Consider the following 14,529-nt stretch of genomic DNA (forward strand, 5'->3'; position numbering starts at 1 on the left):
TTGCCTGGTAGCTTGCTAATGCTACATTTACTATATGCCCCTTATGGGCGCAGGACCTCGTGGTCGCATATCCCGCCGCCGTTCTGTTTGAGCATCCAGACGCAGTCTTTTTGACTTTGGTACACCTCCTTAATGCCGTACTTCTTTTCCAACGCTTTCAGGTCTAATCCCGGAAAACTCTGGTGCGAACCGTCATAGGAGGGACGCACGAAACAGTTGAACTTGCGGTTGTACATATCTGCCAGCCGCTTTTGAAATTCGGGCGACTGTTCGTTTAGCCAATCCGTGAATCCATTACGGATTTCATCAATCTTGGCGTTGGCAAGCTGTATCGCCTCGCTGTCCCTTACCTTGATGTCATTGCCGTGTTCATCCTTGCCGATACTCTTGCTGATGTCCGGCACGGTATTCAGAAGGGCGTTTTTCAGCAGGCTGACACCGTCGTATTTCCGGTATTGCCCCTGCACGGCGTACTGGTCGGTGATTTTGGCGTTCTTTTCCCCGCATTTGACCGAATACTCGTCGATGCTCTCCGAATAGGCGATAGAAATATCCGTTCCGAACAGGTGCTTGACATAGGCGGTGTAGATACCCGTCGGAATCCAGCGTTCACCGAAATTGAAATCCAATTCGTCGAACGTAATCGGTCGGGGCATGGCATCCCTGAGTGCCGCCAGCGATTCTTCCACCTCCGGTTTACGCTCATTCCCTTCATTGGCAGCCGCCCAACGGGAAACCTGTTCCAACTTCTCAACAACGTTTCCGGCGACAAAGCGGTCTTTAATCTCGTAGTTGTCCACGAGCGGATTGAAAAAGATGCGTCCTTTCAGTAATTTCACCAATTCATCCCGGCTGTTGTCGCAAAGCGTTTCCATGTAATCAAGATTCACCGCCCCGTAACGGTTCAGTGAAGCGGACAAAGCCTCATGCGGTGTTTCCACGTGTGTAATGTCGTTCAGGGCAAAAGCCACGGGATGGTCGAATATGTCCGCCTTGATGAACTGCCCGTTTTCCACCCGTTCCAGCGAAAGCATATCACGCCCGGAAGCGTCCATAAGCAGGAATTTCACGTTCGCTTTGGCATTCAGCCTGCCATAACGCTTCACGAATGTGTCGTAGGCGGTATTCAATGCGGTACGTTCCGGCTTGTTTTCCTCGTGCATCTCCGCCTCGTAGGTATAAAGCCGCTGGTAACTGTCACGCATGGAGATGTAAAGCTCCGCTTTTCCCTGCTGTGCCTTGTCCAGCTCCAACGGGTGGAACGTAGCCCCGTACCGGGTAATCCCTTTCAGATATCCCACCTGATTGCCGTCCGCCACTAACATACCCTCTTTGTGGTGCGGTTCCAATTTTCCCATTAACGGACGGGGCTTCATCAACTCCGCCTCTAACTTCTCCGCTTCTTCCCGTTGCTTTATTTCCTCCCGACGGCGTTGCTCTTCCTCCAATCCGCCACCAACCGGGTACACCGGCTTTTCCGCATCGGAACGGTCGGATAGAGTTTTCCCTTCCCTCAGTTCTGCCCGTTGCTTGGGAGTAAGCCCCATCATCGCCTCATAAAAGCCGTTGATAGGCGGGTTGGTATTCCAATCCATAGCGGCATATACCTGTTCCATATCCACGCTTGGTGGTGTCAGTCGTGCGGTTTCTCCCTCCACCTTATTTATAGGGGTGGTTTGATTGGCAGTTGTCGCCTGCGGCTGGTCGAACAAACTGCGCTGTTTGGAGCGAACGGTACGTTTGGGCTTCTTTCCGGTCGGTTTCTTCTTCAATCCCGATTGAGCGAGCCGCCGTTCTTCTTGGCTGAAATTGAACAGGTCGTACAAGTCCATCACGGGAGGGGTGATTTCCGGCTTCTCTTCTCTTTTCTCCGGTCGTGGGAGGTTTTGCCCGGCTGCGGGTTCCGGCTTCACCTCCGGTTCAGGTTGAACTGTTTCCTTAGCTGCCGGTTTCTCTGTTTCCAGCTTCACTTCCGGCGCACCCTGCCTATACCTATTATATAGGTCGATATTCAGATTGGCGGAAACGGCTATGTCCAGATATTCTTTCAGGTCTTCGCCCATTGCCCGGATACCGCCTTGATGGATGGTGAGCAGAGCAGGTTTGCCGTATGGATCTGTCCCGTGCTGCGTTTTCGTGTTCGGGAGCGGGGCGACGCTCATCGTGTATTCATTCTCAATGATGCCGTCCCCGATGTCCGTTGCAAGGATAAACCGTTTTTCCTGCTCGGACAACTCCCGATTCTTTTTCGTGTCCTTTTGCAGGATAACGAGGTCGCTGCCCACTTCCGTCCCGGCATGGTCGGTAAACAGGTTGTTGGGCAGCCGTACCACCGACACGATATTAGCGTTCTTCACGATATGGCGGCGGACAAGCTCGTTCTTCGGGGAGTTCAATACGCCCTCCGAAGTGATGAACGCCACGATACCGCCTTCACGTGCCGCATCCAGACCTTTGAGGAAAAAGTAGTTGTGGATGCTCTTGGCGGCAGTACGCCGAGCGTTGTCCGCAACTCCCGTGTATTCGGGATCGAACACCGCCACGTCGCCGAACGGGATGTTGGATGCCACCACATCGAAAGTGCCCATGAAGGGTTTCTCAATCCGCTCGAACCCTTCCGCACGCACTTTATGTTCCGGGTAAAGGTGCGAGAGTATCTTTCCCGTAAGCAGGTCTTTGTCAAAAGCCATGACCTCCGCACCCGGAGCGTCAGCACCGAAAGCGGAGATAAACACCCCTTGTCCTGCCGACGGATCGAGCAGGCGGTCGGGGGTAATGCCTTGTTCATGGAGCGTACCGGCAATTGCCGATACAATTTCGGGGGGAGTATAGAACGCTGTAAGGACGGAACTTTTCAGGCTGTCCATATAGCGTTTGTACTCTCTCTCATCTGCCGAGTTATCACGGACAAGCCTGTGTAACTCCGCTGTCATGGGAAACAACTCGCGGTCTGATTTCGTCCAATGTACGGCGTCCATCAGGTTATCGGCAGGGTTGAGGATGAACTTCAACCCGCCGAAACCGCAGTAGCGGCTGAGTACCTCCCGTTCTTCGGGAGTAGCCGCCCTGCCTTCCTTTTCCAATGTGAACACCGTCCGTACTGCCTCGATGTTGTCCCGCAGCTTCGCTTTACGGTTAAATGCCATGCTCTTCGAGGTAGATTGCGACGGTTCCCGTCAGTTCGGTGTAGAGCAGGTCGTATTCGGGCGTGTAGGCGAAACCGTCCGCAAGCGGGTATCGGGCGAACACCTCTTCCGTTGCGGGGAGCAGTGTCAGGGCGAATACAAGGGCATCGCCCTGCGGCACTTCATCGGCAAACTCGTTCCACAATACTTCGATAACGGTGTTGTACTTGGAAAAATGCAAGCCTTGAAGCAATGCCGCCATTGCCAACTCCTGCGCACCTTCCGGTGTAGCCCCTTCCAGACGGGATTGTTCGTACACATCGGCGGCATGGTCGGCACGACCTTCGATGAAATCCGTGTCGGATACACGGTCGGGATGGTTCTCTTTCAAGTATTTCAGCAGGTATAGCCCGTAATAGGAAAACTCTGCGGATTTATTCTTATCATTCATATTTCTGTAGATTTTAGTGGATGATTGTAATTAAGAAAGGTATAAACGCGAAAGGCACTCGACGTCCCCGCCGAGTGCCACCACTAAAATCCACAGTAAAATCAGTACCGACTATCAGATAGTATGAATGACTTCCTGCAAATTCAGTGGTAAATATACGCATTATTTCTTTTTTCGCTTGGAGTTATGGTTGTTTTTCACATCGGGGAACACGAACACCGTGTTGAAATCCCCGTCAAAGGCGACGGCGGCACTGAACGGCTTGCCCTCCTTGCTGTTGAAGCCCTTGATGACTCCCGTCCGCCCTTTGGTAAGCAGTTCGGTAATCTCCGCATCCGTCAGCGTTTTCCCCGCTTTCTGCCGGAACATGGGCAACCCGCAATCGGGATTGCCGCAACGTACCACCTTGCCATAGAACTGCATCATCCCTTTCCCGCATTTGGGACAAGTGCATCCGCTTTCATTGTGCGGGAACAGCTTGTCCGAACTCAGCAGCTCCGATGTAATCTGCGAGGTGTACGCCTCAATGCCCTTGCGGAACGCTTCGGCACTTATTCCGCCGTCTTCGATCTGCGAGAGAGCCGTTTCCCATTCGCCCGTCATGGTTACGTCGGCAATGCGCATCGCCTTGACTACCGAGTAAAGCGCAAGCCCCTTTTCGGTAGGGACGAGGGATTTTTTCTGCCGCACCATGTATTCACGTCTGAACAGCGTTTCGATAATGGCAGCCCTTGTTGCCGGTGTGCCGATGCCGCACTCTTTAAGGGACTGGCGCATCTGCTCGTCTTCCAGCTCCTTGCCGCAGGTCTGCATGGCGGAAAGTAAAGTAGCCTCCGTGTGAAGCGGTTTCGGCTTGGTCTTCCCTTCGGTCAGCGAACACCCCTTGACGGGTAGCGTATCGCCCTCTTTCCATTCGGGCAGCGTCACTTCTTCCGTTTCCTCGCTCTGCCGGTACACGCCACGCCATCCGGCTTGCTTAATGACGGAACCTTTGATGCCGAACGCCACGCCGCCGCATTCCGCCGAAACGGTCGTCACGTCTTTTACGCATCTTTCCCCGAAGGTTTCCAGCATACGCCCGGCAATCATGTCGTAGATAATCCGTTCCTCTGCACCAAGATGCTGTGCCTTTACCTCCGTGACAAGCAGGGCATGGTGGTCTGTAATCTTCGTATCGTCCACGCTCCGGAGTGAGAGGTCGCCCATGCCGGAAATATAACCGCCCCATGCCGGGTTGTTCTTCAATGTCAGCAGCAATGCGGGTATTTCAGCAAATACATCTTCGGAGATATAACGGCTGCCTGTGCGGGGATAGGTAATCAGCTTCGCCTCATAGAGCTTTTGGGCGATGGAGAGCGTCTGTTCCGCCGAGAACCCGTGCTTGGTGTTCGCCTCTTTCTGCAAGGTCGTCAAATCATACAGGAGCGGGGCTTCCTGCACGGTTTCCTTGCGTTCCACATGGGTGACGATAATCTTCCCGCACTCTTTGGCTATGCCGTAGGCGGTTTCGGCAGGCTCTTTCTCTTTCCATTTTTCTATGGAAGAGAATTTCACGACCTCACCGTCCGCCGTTCCGTCGGTCGATAAATGGAGCTGGAATACAGGTTCGGGAACGAAACGCTTGTTTTCCCAATACCGGTCGCATATCATCGCCAATGTGGGTGTCTGCACACGTCCGAGCGAGTATGTACCTCGTCCGGCGGCAACGGTGATGGCTTGCGTGGCGTTGATACCCACGAGCCAGTCCGCTTCACTGCGTGCCTTGGCTGCATAATACAGCTTGTCGTACTCCGCACCGGATTTCAGGTTTTCCAATCCCTCACGGATGGCTTTGTCGGTAAGCGAACTGATCCAGAGACGGTCAAAAGGAGTGGCGCATCCGATGTACTCGTACAAATAGCGGAAGATAAGTTCTCCCTCACGTCCTGCATCGGTGGCGACAATAATCTTGTCGCTTTCACGAAACAGCTTGGCGATGATTTTAATTTGTGCCTCCACGCCGCTGTCGGGCTTGTAGCCTTTCTCTCCCTTGACCTGCCGGGGGACAAGAGTAAACACAGGCGGAATAATCGGCAGGTTATCCCGGTGGAATCCCTTGATGCCGTACCCTTCGGGTAAGGCGGGCATGACCAGATGACCGAAAGCCCATGTTACATAATACCCGTTACCTTTCAGGTAACCTTCCGCTCTCTCCGTTGCGCCCACGATACGGGCGATTTCCCTCGCCACGCTGGGTTTTTCTGCAATAATGCAAATTTGATTGTTCATACTGATTTAATTTATTTATTGTGGATTTTAGTGGTTGGGGCTAAGCCCCGGTTGATAATTATTTTTCTTCTTCTGCTACTGATTTTGCTTTTAACTTCTCTTTTTCGAGTGCCGCAACCAGCTTGCGGTCATAATAGATATGGTGTCCTTCCTCCGTGTAGTACCGCTTGTTTTCCTCTTCGATGGCTTGCCAATCGGCACGCCATATCAGTTTGCCAACCACACATGGGAGAAGCACGGCTATGAAAATGATAAATGCTGCCATATTTTTACATCCTTACGCCTGCCGACCGGTTCTGTGTCCTGCGTTCCTGCCGTTGTTGCTGTTGCGTATTGGCGGGTGTGACCTGTCCTTGTCGCAAGGGTTTGTCTATGCCCTTTGTTGCTTCATTGGTATTCCCGTGAGTATTGACGGCTACCTGCGTGCGGCTTTCCGAAGCGGGTGCAACCTCTCGTGCGTGCGACATTTGGTGGTCGGCACGGAAGTATTTCGGCTTGCCTGCCTCAAAATCGTATCGGACATAGGCGGTATAGGGTTCTCCCTTGCCGTCGCGCTTCATATCCTTGACAAGAATGGTTCCCCCTGCGGCGAAATCCTTCTGCTGTTGCTGAGTGAGCAGCACACCGCCCATTGTTTTCGGGGCGCGGATATTTCCGTTTTCGTCCAGCCATTGGAATTTATAGACTTTAGGCTTCTGTTCGCCTTCCGTCCCGGTGGCGGTTTGTCCGCTTGTCGCCTGTGCAACCGGAATCGGTCTGGCAGGTTGTTGTGCCGTTTGCCCGGTCGCCTGCCCGTTGCGCTGCCTTCTGTTCTGCCCGTTCTGTTTGGGTTTGGGCACGAACTCCACGCCCCGGCGTTCCACGTTCACCTGCAACGTGGCGGTGAATTTCCGTTTCTCAGACAAGATGATTTCTTTATTGGGCAGGGGACGCCCGGCAACGAGTTCGGCTATTTCATGCTCGGTAAACTCGGTCTGCCCGATTCTCGTGGTGACGGGCACGTCTTTCACCGGGATAGCCTCTATCTCGTTGGTCTGACGGTCGATACTGATATAAGAAGGGATAATTTCACCCGTTTCCTTATCAACCAATTCAACGACACGTCCCATGTTTCCCGTCTTTTTTAGGTTCTCCTTGTCTTCGGGCGTAAATTCATGCTCCATGAACTTCTCGTCGAGTTTGGGCTCCTTGCGGATGGTGTGGGGCACGATGCCGATACTGCCGTCCGGCATTTCCTTGAATGAAAGCCGTGCCTCTATCTCGTAGCGTTCTCCGGCAATAAGGGGAGTGACCGTCACAAGTGCCGATTTGCCGTAGCCGAGCATTTTTTCCAAATCACCCGATGCTTCCAACGCTTCGTGTTTGATGCCGTACTGTTCTTCAAGATTTACCCAATCAATACGGTTTTCATCTATCAGATACTTTTTCTCATCGGGCTTCTCTTGTGCGGATTGTCCGTCTTGTGTCTGTTCCTGCTCATGTTCCTGTTTTTCGGAATCTTTTTCGTCAGGGAACCAATGCTCTTCAACTGCTTGCCAGAAAGGGTTGAGGTCATTGGGCTCATCGGGGACAGGTTTAACTTCTTCGGATACGGTTTGTGCCTGCTGTTCGTACTTGGACGTGTCCACATGGTGCGGTTCCAGCAGGTCACGGTTCTTTTCGGGATTTTTAAGCAGGTCTTTAAGCACGTCTATCACATGCTCGATGTTCTCCGCCGCCACACGGTAGAAGCCGAAGCGTTTCGGCTCCTTGCATTGCCGGAAAAAGTTGTCCAGAAAGCTGTCCAGCGGGTTGCTGTTCTTGTCGAACAACAGAAAATCCTTCTGGTTGGCTCCCGAAGCGGCGGTCGTTTTCGGCGTGCCGTCCTTTTTCAGCCCGGCGACGACGCTGATTTCTCCCGTCTTCTCGTCCCGGACAATCAGCACGTCTTTTTGATTCTTTTTTTGTTCCATACTTTATTGCTTTTAATTAAAAATGAAATTGTTTCGCCCACGAAAGTAGCGGCTATCAACCGTCCCGCAATGGGGGAAGAACCGTGTGGCAGCTTGTGGCTTCCGTCTGGAAGTTTGTGGCTTTATGCCTTTTGCCTTTTCTCACCGTTTTTCCCTTCGGACTCCTTGAAATGGGTTCGCAGGAACTCCTGCACGTCCGATTCTTTATAGTACACCTTGTGCCAGAGCATCTGGTATTTCAGTGTCCCCGAACTGCGGTAACGCTGAATGGAGCGTTTGCTCGTGTTGAGCAGCTCGCATAAGTCCTGATTGTCGAGCAGCCGTTCCCCGTCGAGGTATTTCACCTCCCTGAGTTCCTTGCCCGTAAGGGAGGCGATAAGCTGTTCGTTCCGGTCGAAGCGTTCCATGATTTGCCGCATCCAATTTTCAAAAGTGGCTGTATCAAGTGGAGTATTCATCGGGAAGTAGATTCGTGAGCAACTCTATAACTTTCTCTAAACTCATCCAGCGTCTGCGGATTACAGCTGACAATACGTTGTGCAATACATTTTTCCACATCGGAAAGACGATACAAGCATTTACTCCGTATCATACAATAAGGAATAGTTCGTTCTTTCCGCATACGTTGAAGAGTTCTCGTACTAATTTTAAGAAGTTCGGCAAGTTCCTCACTTGTCAGCCATATTTCAGGCTCTTCCGCAGGTACTGCTTCTTTTTTGAATACATAATCGGCAATCCGATTAATTCGAGTTACCAAATCTTGATATACTTGATGATCCAGAGTTATTATTTCCATTCTTTTACGCTTTTTGATTATGGCGCAAAATTGAAAAGATAAAAGAGGGAGAATCCACAGGTAGGCAACTACCTATGTAAGATTTCTCTGGAATTTAAGCTATACCAGAGTTATAATAAAAATCTGTAATGCCAAATCATTAGGTCACATTAATTCTTTGCTTATATTTGCGATGGATGCACATTTGGACATCCTCGTTCACGAGAGAGGCAATGCACATAAAATCAATAAACACATTGAAAAGCAATGACTTATCAGATATATATCTATACGTTAGCACTGAAAGATGGTTATTATTATGTAGGAAAGACCATTGATCCTGACAGAAGATTTAATGAACACTTTAGCGATAAAGGGGCTGTATGGACTAAATTACATCCCCCTGTTAGTGTAATTGAAAAAGAATCTTTTCTCGTTTCTTCTCTCGAAGAAGAGGACCGTTGGGAAAACCACCAAACTATAAAAATGATGAAAGCCAAAGGCTGGCAAATGGTCAGAGGTGGCTATTGGTGTAATGTGGGTGAAATCGAAACCATAAAGCACCTGCAACATTGCGGATATTTTTTAGATATAGATATTAAGGATATTTCATTTAGTAAAAGAGAGTATTATATATATCTTCTTGAATTGGAAAATGACAAATATTATGTCGGCTACTCCCGTTCCTTGAAATCCGCCCTTAAAAGACAGGAAAAAGGTACTGCTTCAAATTGGACTTACATCAATAAACCCATACGGTTATTGAAATATCAGGAAGCAGTATTTGAAAATGGTATTCCTGATATGAATATGGTTAATGAGTGGGTACTTCAATGCGGTGCTGAATACGGGTATGAGAATGTCCGTGGAGGGAGTTTTAATTTATTGGAGCCGGAACAGCATTTAGGAGCTATACAATCATTCTTACAGAAAAAAGGAAAAGGTGTGAATGTTACTAACTTTAGTAATTACAGCAAACTCATAGAAGATTATGAGAAAAATAATCCTAAGATAGATTATGATTTGCCACTTAATGATAACGAGCGCATTATGGTTGTTTATGTGCTGGCATTAGAGGATGGTTATTACCATGTAAGTTACAGTAGTAATTTGACGGCACTTATGCAGAAATATGAGAAAGGTAAATATTGCGAATGGTGCAAACTCCACACTCCTGTTAAGCTATTGGAAATTATTCCCGTAATTTGTCCTAAAGATCATTTGGAGATTATTGAGGAACTTGATCCTATTGTTGAGAAATACTTCAACGAGTACGGAGCAGAGAAGGTTAGAGGTGGTAGATTCCCTATCGTAGATGAGAAACTCCACTTGAAGAAAGTTTTTGAAAGATATAAAATTGACGAATGTAAATACATCAGATATACGCAAAAAGAAATGAATCATCTAAAATATGAACGTAAGAAATCACGAAAGACAAACAACTCAAAAGAATAGTTTTTACAGCTAAATATTTCGTATTTTTCAACTGCCATTTCTTATGAATTTACTAAAAAATAGACATACTGATTGACTCCAAGCGACCCATTGGTTAGTGAAAAAAATGTCTTATTGACTATTTTTGTTTTTTTGATGCTTAGATAGTCTGACAAGGGTTTTAGCTATTCTTTCTACCCTTGTTTCATCTGTTTTGGCGGAATAGATCCATTTGACATAATTGTGTTGTTCATTTTCATTCAAAGAATAGAAGAACTGCTGTGCATCCTGATCTTCTTGTAGGCATAAAAGTAGTTCCTCAGGAATTTCCAGTGGTTCATTGTCCGGATATAAAATGACATGAACATAATCTCCCGCTTGTTTCTTTATCTTTTTCCGTATTTCAGCTTTCACAGAAAGAAGCAGTTGCCCGTTACCCGACGGCATTAAATGAAACTTCTTGATTTCATAACCGTCAATACTGCCGTTTACGATTACCCAACCAAAATGTGAGTGTTTATCCTGTAAAATTTCAGGGATCAGAGCGTAAGTCCACCCACCCTTTCCCGGGAATTTTTCAAGTAGATATTCCTTATCTACCAACGGTTCTTCCTTTACTTTCATAATATCACTCTTTACCTCCATAACTAAAAATTACAAATAATATTTCATCTATATTCAGCAACTACATTATTTAAAATTCATTTCTCTGCATTGGAAAACATAAAAGCCAAAACAGTTTCTCAATCATTTAGCCAAACTGTTTTTCCAAGAAATATCCCGGTCACAGACTTAGCTCCCAAGTCTATCATTCTTCGCTTCAACTGTTTAAAACTCTGTCCGGTGGTTAATATATCATCCTTATGTTGTACACAACATAAGGATGAATATGTTGTGTAGCAAATTATGTTGGCTACTAATTGTTTTTGCTTTAAAATCAATATGTTATATCAATTTTCGCCAACATATATTTTATAGGCTTTTTAGAAACGACATTAATTTATCATCGTTTTTCCATTCTGATTTTGATTCAAACTCTGAAAGAGTCTGAATTTCACATTCCTTCAGAGCTTTTGCTTTCATTTCCATATTTACTTCCGCATAAATATTCGTAGTTTCAATAGAAGTGTGACCAAGCCAAACCCTGATTGTATTAATATCAACACCTGCTTGAAGTAAATGGGAAGCCGTCGTATGGCGTATCACGTGTGGAGATATTTTTTTATCTTTAAGTTTAGGAGATGTTTTTGAAGCAACCTTAACTATTCTATCTATCATTTCAAATACGCCAAAACGGGTTAAAGGATTCCCATACCGATTGAGGAATATATGTTCATCCTCTGTCCTGTTAGCAATTATTTTTTTTAGTTCTACAACAGTGCTTTCCCATAAGGGACACCGTCGGATCTTATTCCCTTTCCCGCAAATTGTCACTGTTGCCATATTTGTGTGATTTCGTGATAGAAACAAGTCCTTAATCAATAAATTACAGACCTCACTTGCCCTTGCTCCACTATTATATAAAAATAAAAGTAGAGCATAATCTTTTCTTCCTTGAACTTCTTTTCTGTCCGGAGCATTTAGCAGGGCATCCATTTCCTCCTTTTCAAGATAGGTAATCAATGACTTTATTTTCTTTTTTGATGGTACCGTATGAATCATGCGGCTCCATTCTACTTGTTCCGGACATTTGGTAGCAATGAATTGAGCCAATGAATGTATTGCGGCAAGCCTCTGGTTTCTTGTAGAGACAGAACATTTACGATTCTCTTCTATTGATTTCAGGAATTTTTCAATCAATACGGGAGTTATGTCCTCAATTCTAATTTGCTCTATCTTCTTTTTAGTCGTATCTTTTATGAAAACTAAAAATATTGTAAGGCTGTCTCTATAACTTTTTACCGTGTTGATAGAGTAATTTTTGATTGTTACCAGATACTCCATAAGAAAAGGACGTATCCAATATCCTAAAAATAATTGATTCTTATTCTTCATTGTGTGTGTTTATTTTTACATATTCTTCAAATTTCTTATTAGCTTCACTAAGCAATTCTTCTGTCATGGTGAGATATACTTGTGTATGAACCAAACGGTCATGACCAAGAAATGTGGAAAGGAATGGAAGCAGGTCATTCACATTTAATCCTTCCTGATACCATGCAGTCAGTCTGTGAACTGCAAAAGTTCCGCGAAGATCATGTATTCTTGGCTGGTGGAAACTCTTGTCAGTTCTTTTAATTCCAGCCAATGTTCTCACTTGTTTAAAGAAATATCTCATTCGGCTGACTGTTTCAGGTTCTCCTTTCTTAGTGTAGAATAATGATGCTTCTTTATGTTCCGGCATTGATAATGATTTTCTCCATTCTAAGTATTCTTGCAGGAACTTTTTAACTTGATGGTTGAAAGGTACTCTTCTTGACTTATAGAATTTAGATTCATTGATTGATACAAAATTTTGTTCAAAATCCAAATCCTTTAGTTTTAGAGCTATGGTTTCATGCGAGCGAAGTCCAAGAACATAAGTAAGTTTCACAAAAGTAGAGAAGCATCTTCCATAAAGTATACAAACGCTTTTTTTACAACTTGGCAAGTTCTCTGCAACAAAGAACATTCTTTTAAGCTCTTCATGCGTATAAACATAAGAAGGGCTATGTGCCGGTCTTTTGGGCAGAGCCTCCGGTAGCGGAATTGTTGAAATCAACAGTCTGGGATATGCCCATTGAAAAAGCCCCTTCAATGCCGAATGTTTACCAAACCAGCCGGGGGTTATCTCTTTTTTTTCACCATACAAATAATCCAAATTTATTTTTTCCGTGATTTCAGAAAATTCAAAATCCTTTCCTATGTAATTATAATACTGGCGCAATATAAAGGCTGTCGTTCTACATTTCTCTCCGAGAGACCTTCTGTAAACAATATACTGTTCTATTACATCATATGTTTTCATAGTAATCCCTCCCAATTCATATCAGCTACCTTACTTAAATTGCTCATATCGACTTTGGCATAGATTCTTGTAGTTTCCAACATTTTGTGACCGAACAAATCTGCGATTTCTTTGAAAGTATGTCCGGTATTAATAAGGTGTGTTGCGCAACCATACCGTAAACTGTGTGCTCCATAATGCTTTAATTGCAAATTTTGACTTTTCAAATGTACGTTAAGAAAACGGTATAGTGCCGCACCGGATAAAGGTTTATATGGAGCTTTTAAAGCCAAGAATACATACTCTGATTTTATATCATTGTTTCTTACGAATCGTAAATATTTGATGATTGCATTACCTGCTATTGGAAATAGTGGTAATATTTGCGGTGCGCTGTTCTTTGAACGATGTAAATAAAAAGTTTCATTTTCCCAATTTATATCAGTAAGTCGCAAGCCTGTTACTTCACTGCTTCTAAGACCATAAATTGCGAATAATAGGTACATGGCTCTATTCCTTATATCCGTAGAATTTTCTGTATCAACATTTTTAATAAGTTCTTTAATGTTTTCCCAAGGAACAGGATAAGGCAATGTCTCAAAATGATATACTCTTGGAGCTTTTACAAATAAACTGATTCCCCTTTTACACCATTTATTTTCTTCGCAGAATCGTAAAAACACTCTAATAGTCGAAGATAAAGGGTATATAGTTCTTCGGACAACTCCTCTATCACTCAATAGCTTGAAATATCCATCAATTGTATCTGGTTTTAAATTATTTAACGAAGTGTCCTTTTCCATAGCAAACATCATAAATTGACCAAGCTGTCTCTTGTTCACTTGTACGGTCTTTTCCGACAAACCTCTTTTACGCATGGAGTTTAGATAACACCACAGTTTGTCTATGTCATTTATATCGGACAATTTATCTTCTTTGAGTAATAAGTTTAAATAAGATAACCAATCTTTGGCTACTCGCAAAAACATCATAAAGGAATAGTTCGGTGATTTATTTTGAGAAGAATAGTGATTGGCAGCATTAATGATGTCCAACTGGTTTACAACCCTTAGTGGAAATAGCTGAAGATGGTCTTGTATATGTATCAGTATAGGAATTATCTCGGAAAAAGTTTTAGGAGAGGTTCCATTTTTTAATTTGTACTGCAAATAATCCTCTCTTTCCGCTAAGTTAGGAGCAGATAAATATAAGACTCGAAAATAAGGAAAGTGAATTAGGTTATTGGTTACAAGAGATTGGTCATTATAGATCGGGTCTAATTTATGTATATCTTGCAAAAAAGATACAGAGTATTCTAATAAACATAAAGAACGAATCCTGCTTATTGGCTCGGCTGGATGAGCTAACTTCCAAATCTCATTTATAGGTACATACCCTTGATGATTTGAAGCCATTATTGCAATAGGGCGCAATAAATAAGCAAGAAAACGAACAAAACTTGGTTGTGCGCCAACCGCAATTTTTCTGTCTATAAGACTTATTCGTTCTTTTAAAAAAGGAGCATTTAACTGTTTGTTTAAACTCCCTCGTCTTTTGAAATAATCCTCGAATCTCATATCTAATCTATTTTTAAGTTA

General features: G+C 45.0%; 11 protein-coding genes and 1 pseudogene. 1 reads left to right on the forward strand and 11 read right to left on the reverse strand.

The window, feature by feature from the left end; translation table 11 throughout:
• Nucleotides 1-53: 53 nt before the first annotated feature.
• From DW173_RS06980 to DW173_RS07010, 7 genes and pseudogenes are all read right to left on the reverse strand, one after another.
• Nucleotides 54-3,146 (reverse strand): annotated as a pseudogene (locus tag DW173_RS06980) (N-6 DNA methylase); the annotation flags it as partial.
• On the reverse strand, nucleotides 3,136-3,576 hold the full coding sequence (locus tag DW173_RS06985; protein ID WP_120144135.1) for a DUF1896 family protein: 441 nt from the start codon (nucleotides 3,574-3,576) through the stop codon (nucleotides 3,136-3,138). The pseudogene DW173_RS06980 and the gene DW173_RS06985, both read right to left, overlap by 11 nt.
• Before the next feature lie 162 nt (nucleotides 3,577-3,738).
• Nucleotides 3,739-5,844 carry a type IA DNA topoisomerase gene (locus DW173_RS06990; RefSeq protein WP_118290801.1) on the reverse strand — a complete coding sequence of 702 codons (2,106 nt, stop codon included), beginning with the start codon at nucleotides 5,842-5,844 and terminating at the stop codon, nucleotides 3,739-3,741.
• 58 nt (nucleotides 5,845-5,902) lie between these two features.
• Nucleotides 5,903-6,109 (reverse strand): hypothetical protein, encoded by a 207-nt coding sequence (locus DW173_RS06995; protein ID WP_118290802.1) that lies wholly within the window; start codon nucleotides 6,107-6,109, stop codon nucleotides 5,903-5,905.
• Nucleotides 6,110-6,113: 4 nt separating this feature from the next.
• Complete coding sequence (locus tag DW173_RS07000) at nucleotides 6,114-7,796, reverse strand: DUF4099 domain-containing protein (RefSeq protein WP_199722824.1); 1,683 nt, start codon at nucleotides 7,794-7,796, stop codon at nucleotides 6,114-6,116.
• A 122-nt stretch (nucleotides 7,797-7,918) separates the two neighbouring features.
• Entirely contained in the window at nucleotides 7,919-8,254 is a 336-nt protein-coding gene (locus tag DW173_RS07005) for a helix-turn-helix domain-containing protein (RefSeq protein ID WP_120144136.1), read from the reverse strand.
• The gene (locus DW173_RS07010) at nucleotides 8,251-8,592 is read right to left on the reverse strand and encodes a helix-turn-helix domain-containing protein (RefSeq protein ID WP_117706970.1); all 342 of its coding nucleotides are present in this window, start codon (nucleotides 8,590-8,592) and stop codon (nucleotides 8,251-8,253) included. Before DW173_RS07010 ends, DW173_RS07005 begins: the two co-directional genes overlap by 4 nt.
• 246 nt (nucleotides 8,593-8,838) lie before the next feature.
• Between DW173_RS07010 and DW173_RS07015 the strand changes: the two genes are divergently transcribed.
• A complete protein-coding gene (locus DW173_RS07015; protein ID WP_120144138.1) occupies nucleotides 8,839-10,026 on the forward strand; it encodes a GIY-YIG nuclease family protein in 1,188 nt (395 codons plus the stop codon).
• Between the two features lie 111 nt (nucleotides 10,027-10,137).
• Here the strand turns inward: DW173_RS07015 and DW173_RS07020 are convergent, their stop codons facing one another.
• The 4 genes from DW173_RS07020 to DW173_RS07040 form a co-directional block, all read right to left on the reverse strand.
• The gene (locus DW173_RS07020) at nucleotides 10,138-10,629 is read right to left on the reverse strand and encodes a YdeI/OmpD-associated family protein (protein WP_120144250.1); all 492 of its coding nucleotides are present in this window, start codon (nucleotides 10,627-10,629) and stop codon (nucleotides 10,138-10,140) included.
• A gap of 348 nt (nucleotides 10,630-10,977) precedes the next feature.
• Nucleotides 10,978-12,000, reverse strand: a complete 1,023-nt coding sequence (locus DW173_RS07030; protein ID WP_120144140.1) for a tyrosine-type recombinase/integrase — start codon at nucleotides 11,998-12,000, stop codon at nucleotides 10,978-10,980.
• Complete coding sequence (locus DW173_RS07035; RefSeq protein WP_120144142.1) at nucleotides 11,990-12,952, reverse strand: tyrosine-type recombinase/integrase; 963 nt, start codon at nucleotides 12,950-12,952, stop codon at nucleotides 11,990-11,992. The genes DW173_RS07030 and DW173_RS07035 overlap by 11 nt, the downstream gene beginning before the upstream one ends.
• Nucleotides 12,949-14,508 carry a tyrosine-type recombinase/integrase gene (locus DW173_RS07040; RefSeq protein WP_120144144.1) on the reverse strand — a complete coding sequence of 520 codons (1,560 nt, stop codon included), beginning with the start codon at nucleotides 14,506-14,508 and terminating at the stop codon, nucleotides 12,949-12,951. The genes DW173_RS07035 and DW173_RS07040 overlap by 4 nt, the downstream gene beginning before the upstream one ends.
• Nucleotides 14,509-14,529 lie beyond the last annotated feature (21 nt).

The sequence above is a fragment of the Bacteroides sp. AM16-13 genome, assembly GCF_003602705.1.
Taxonomy (GTDB): domain Bacteria; phylum Bacteroidota; class Bacteroidia; order Bacteroidales; family Bacteroidaceae; genus Bacteroides; species Bacteroides xylanisolvens.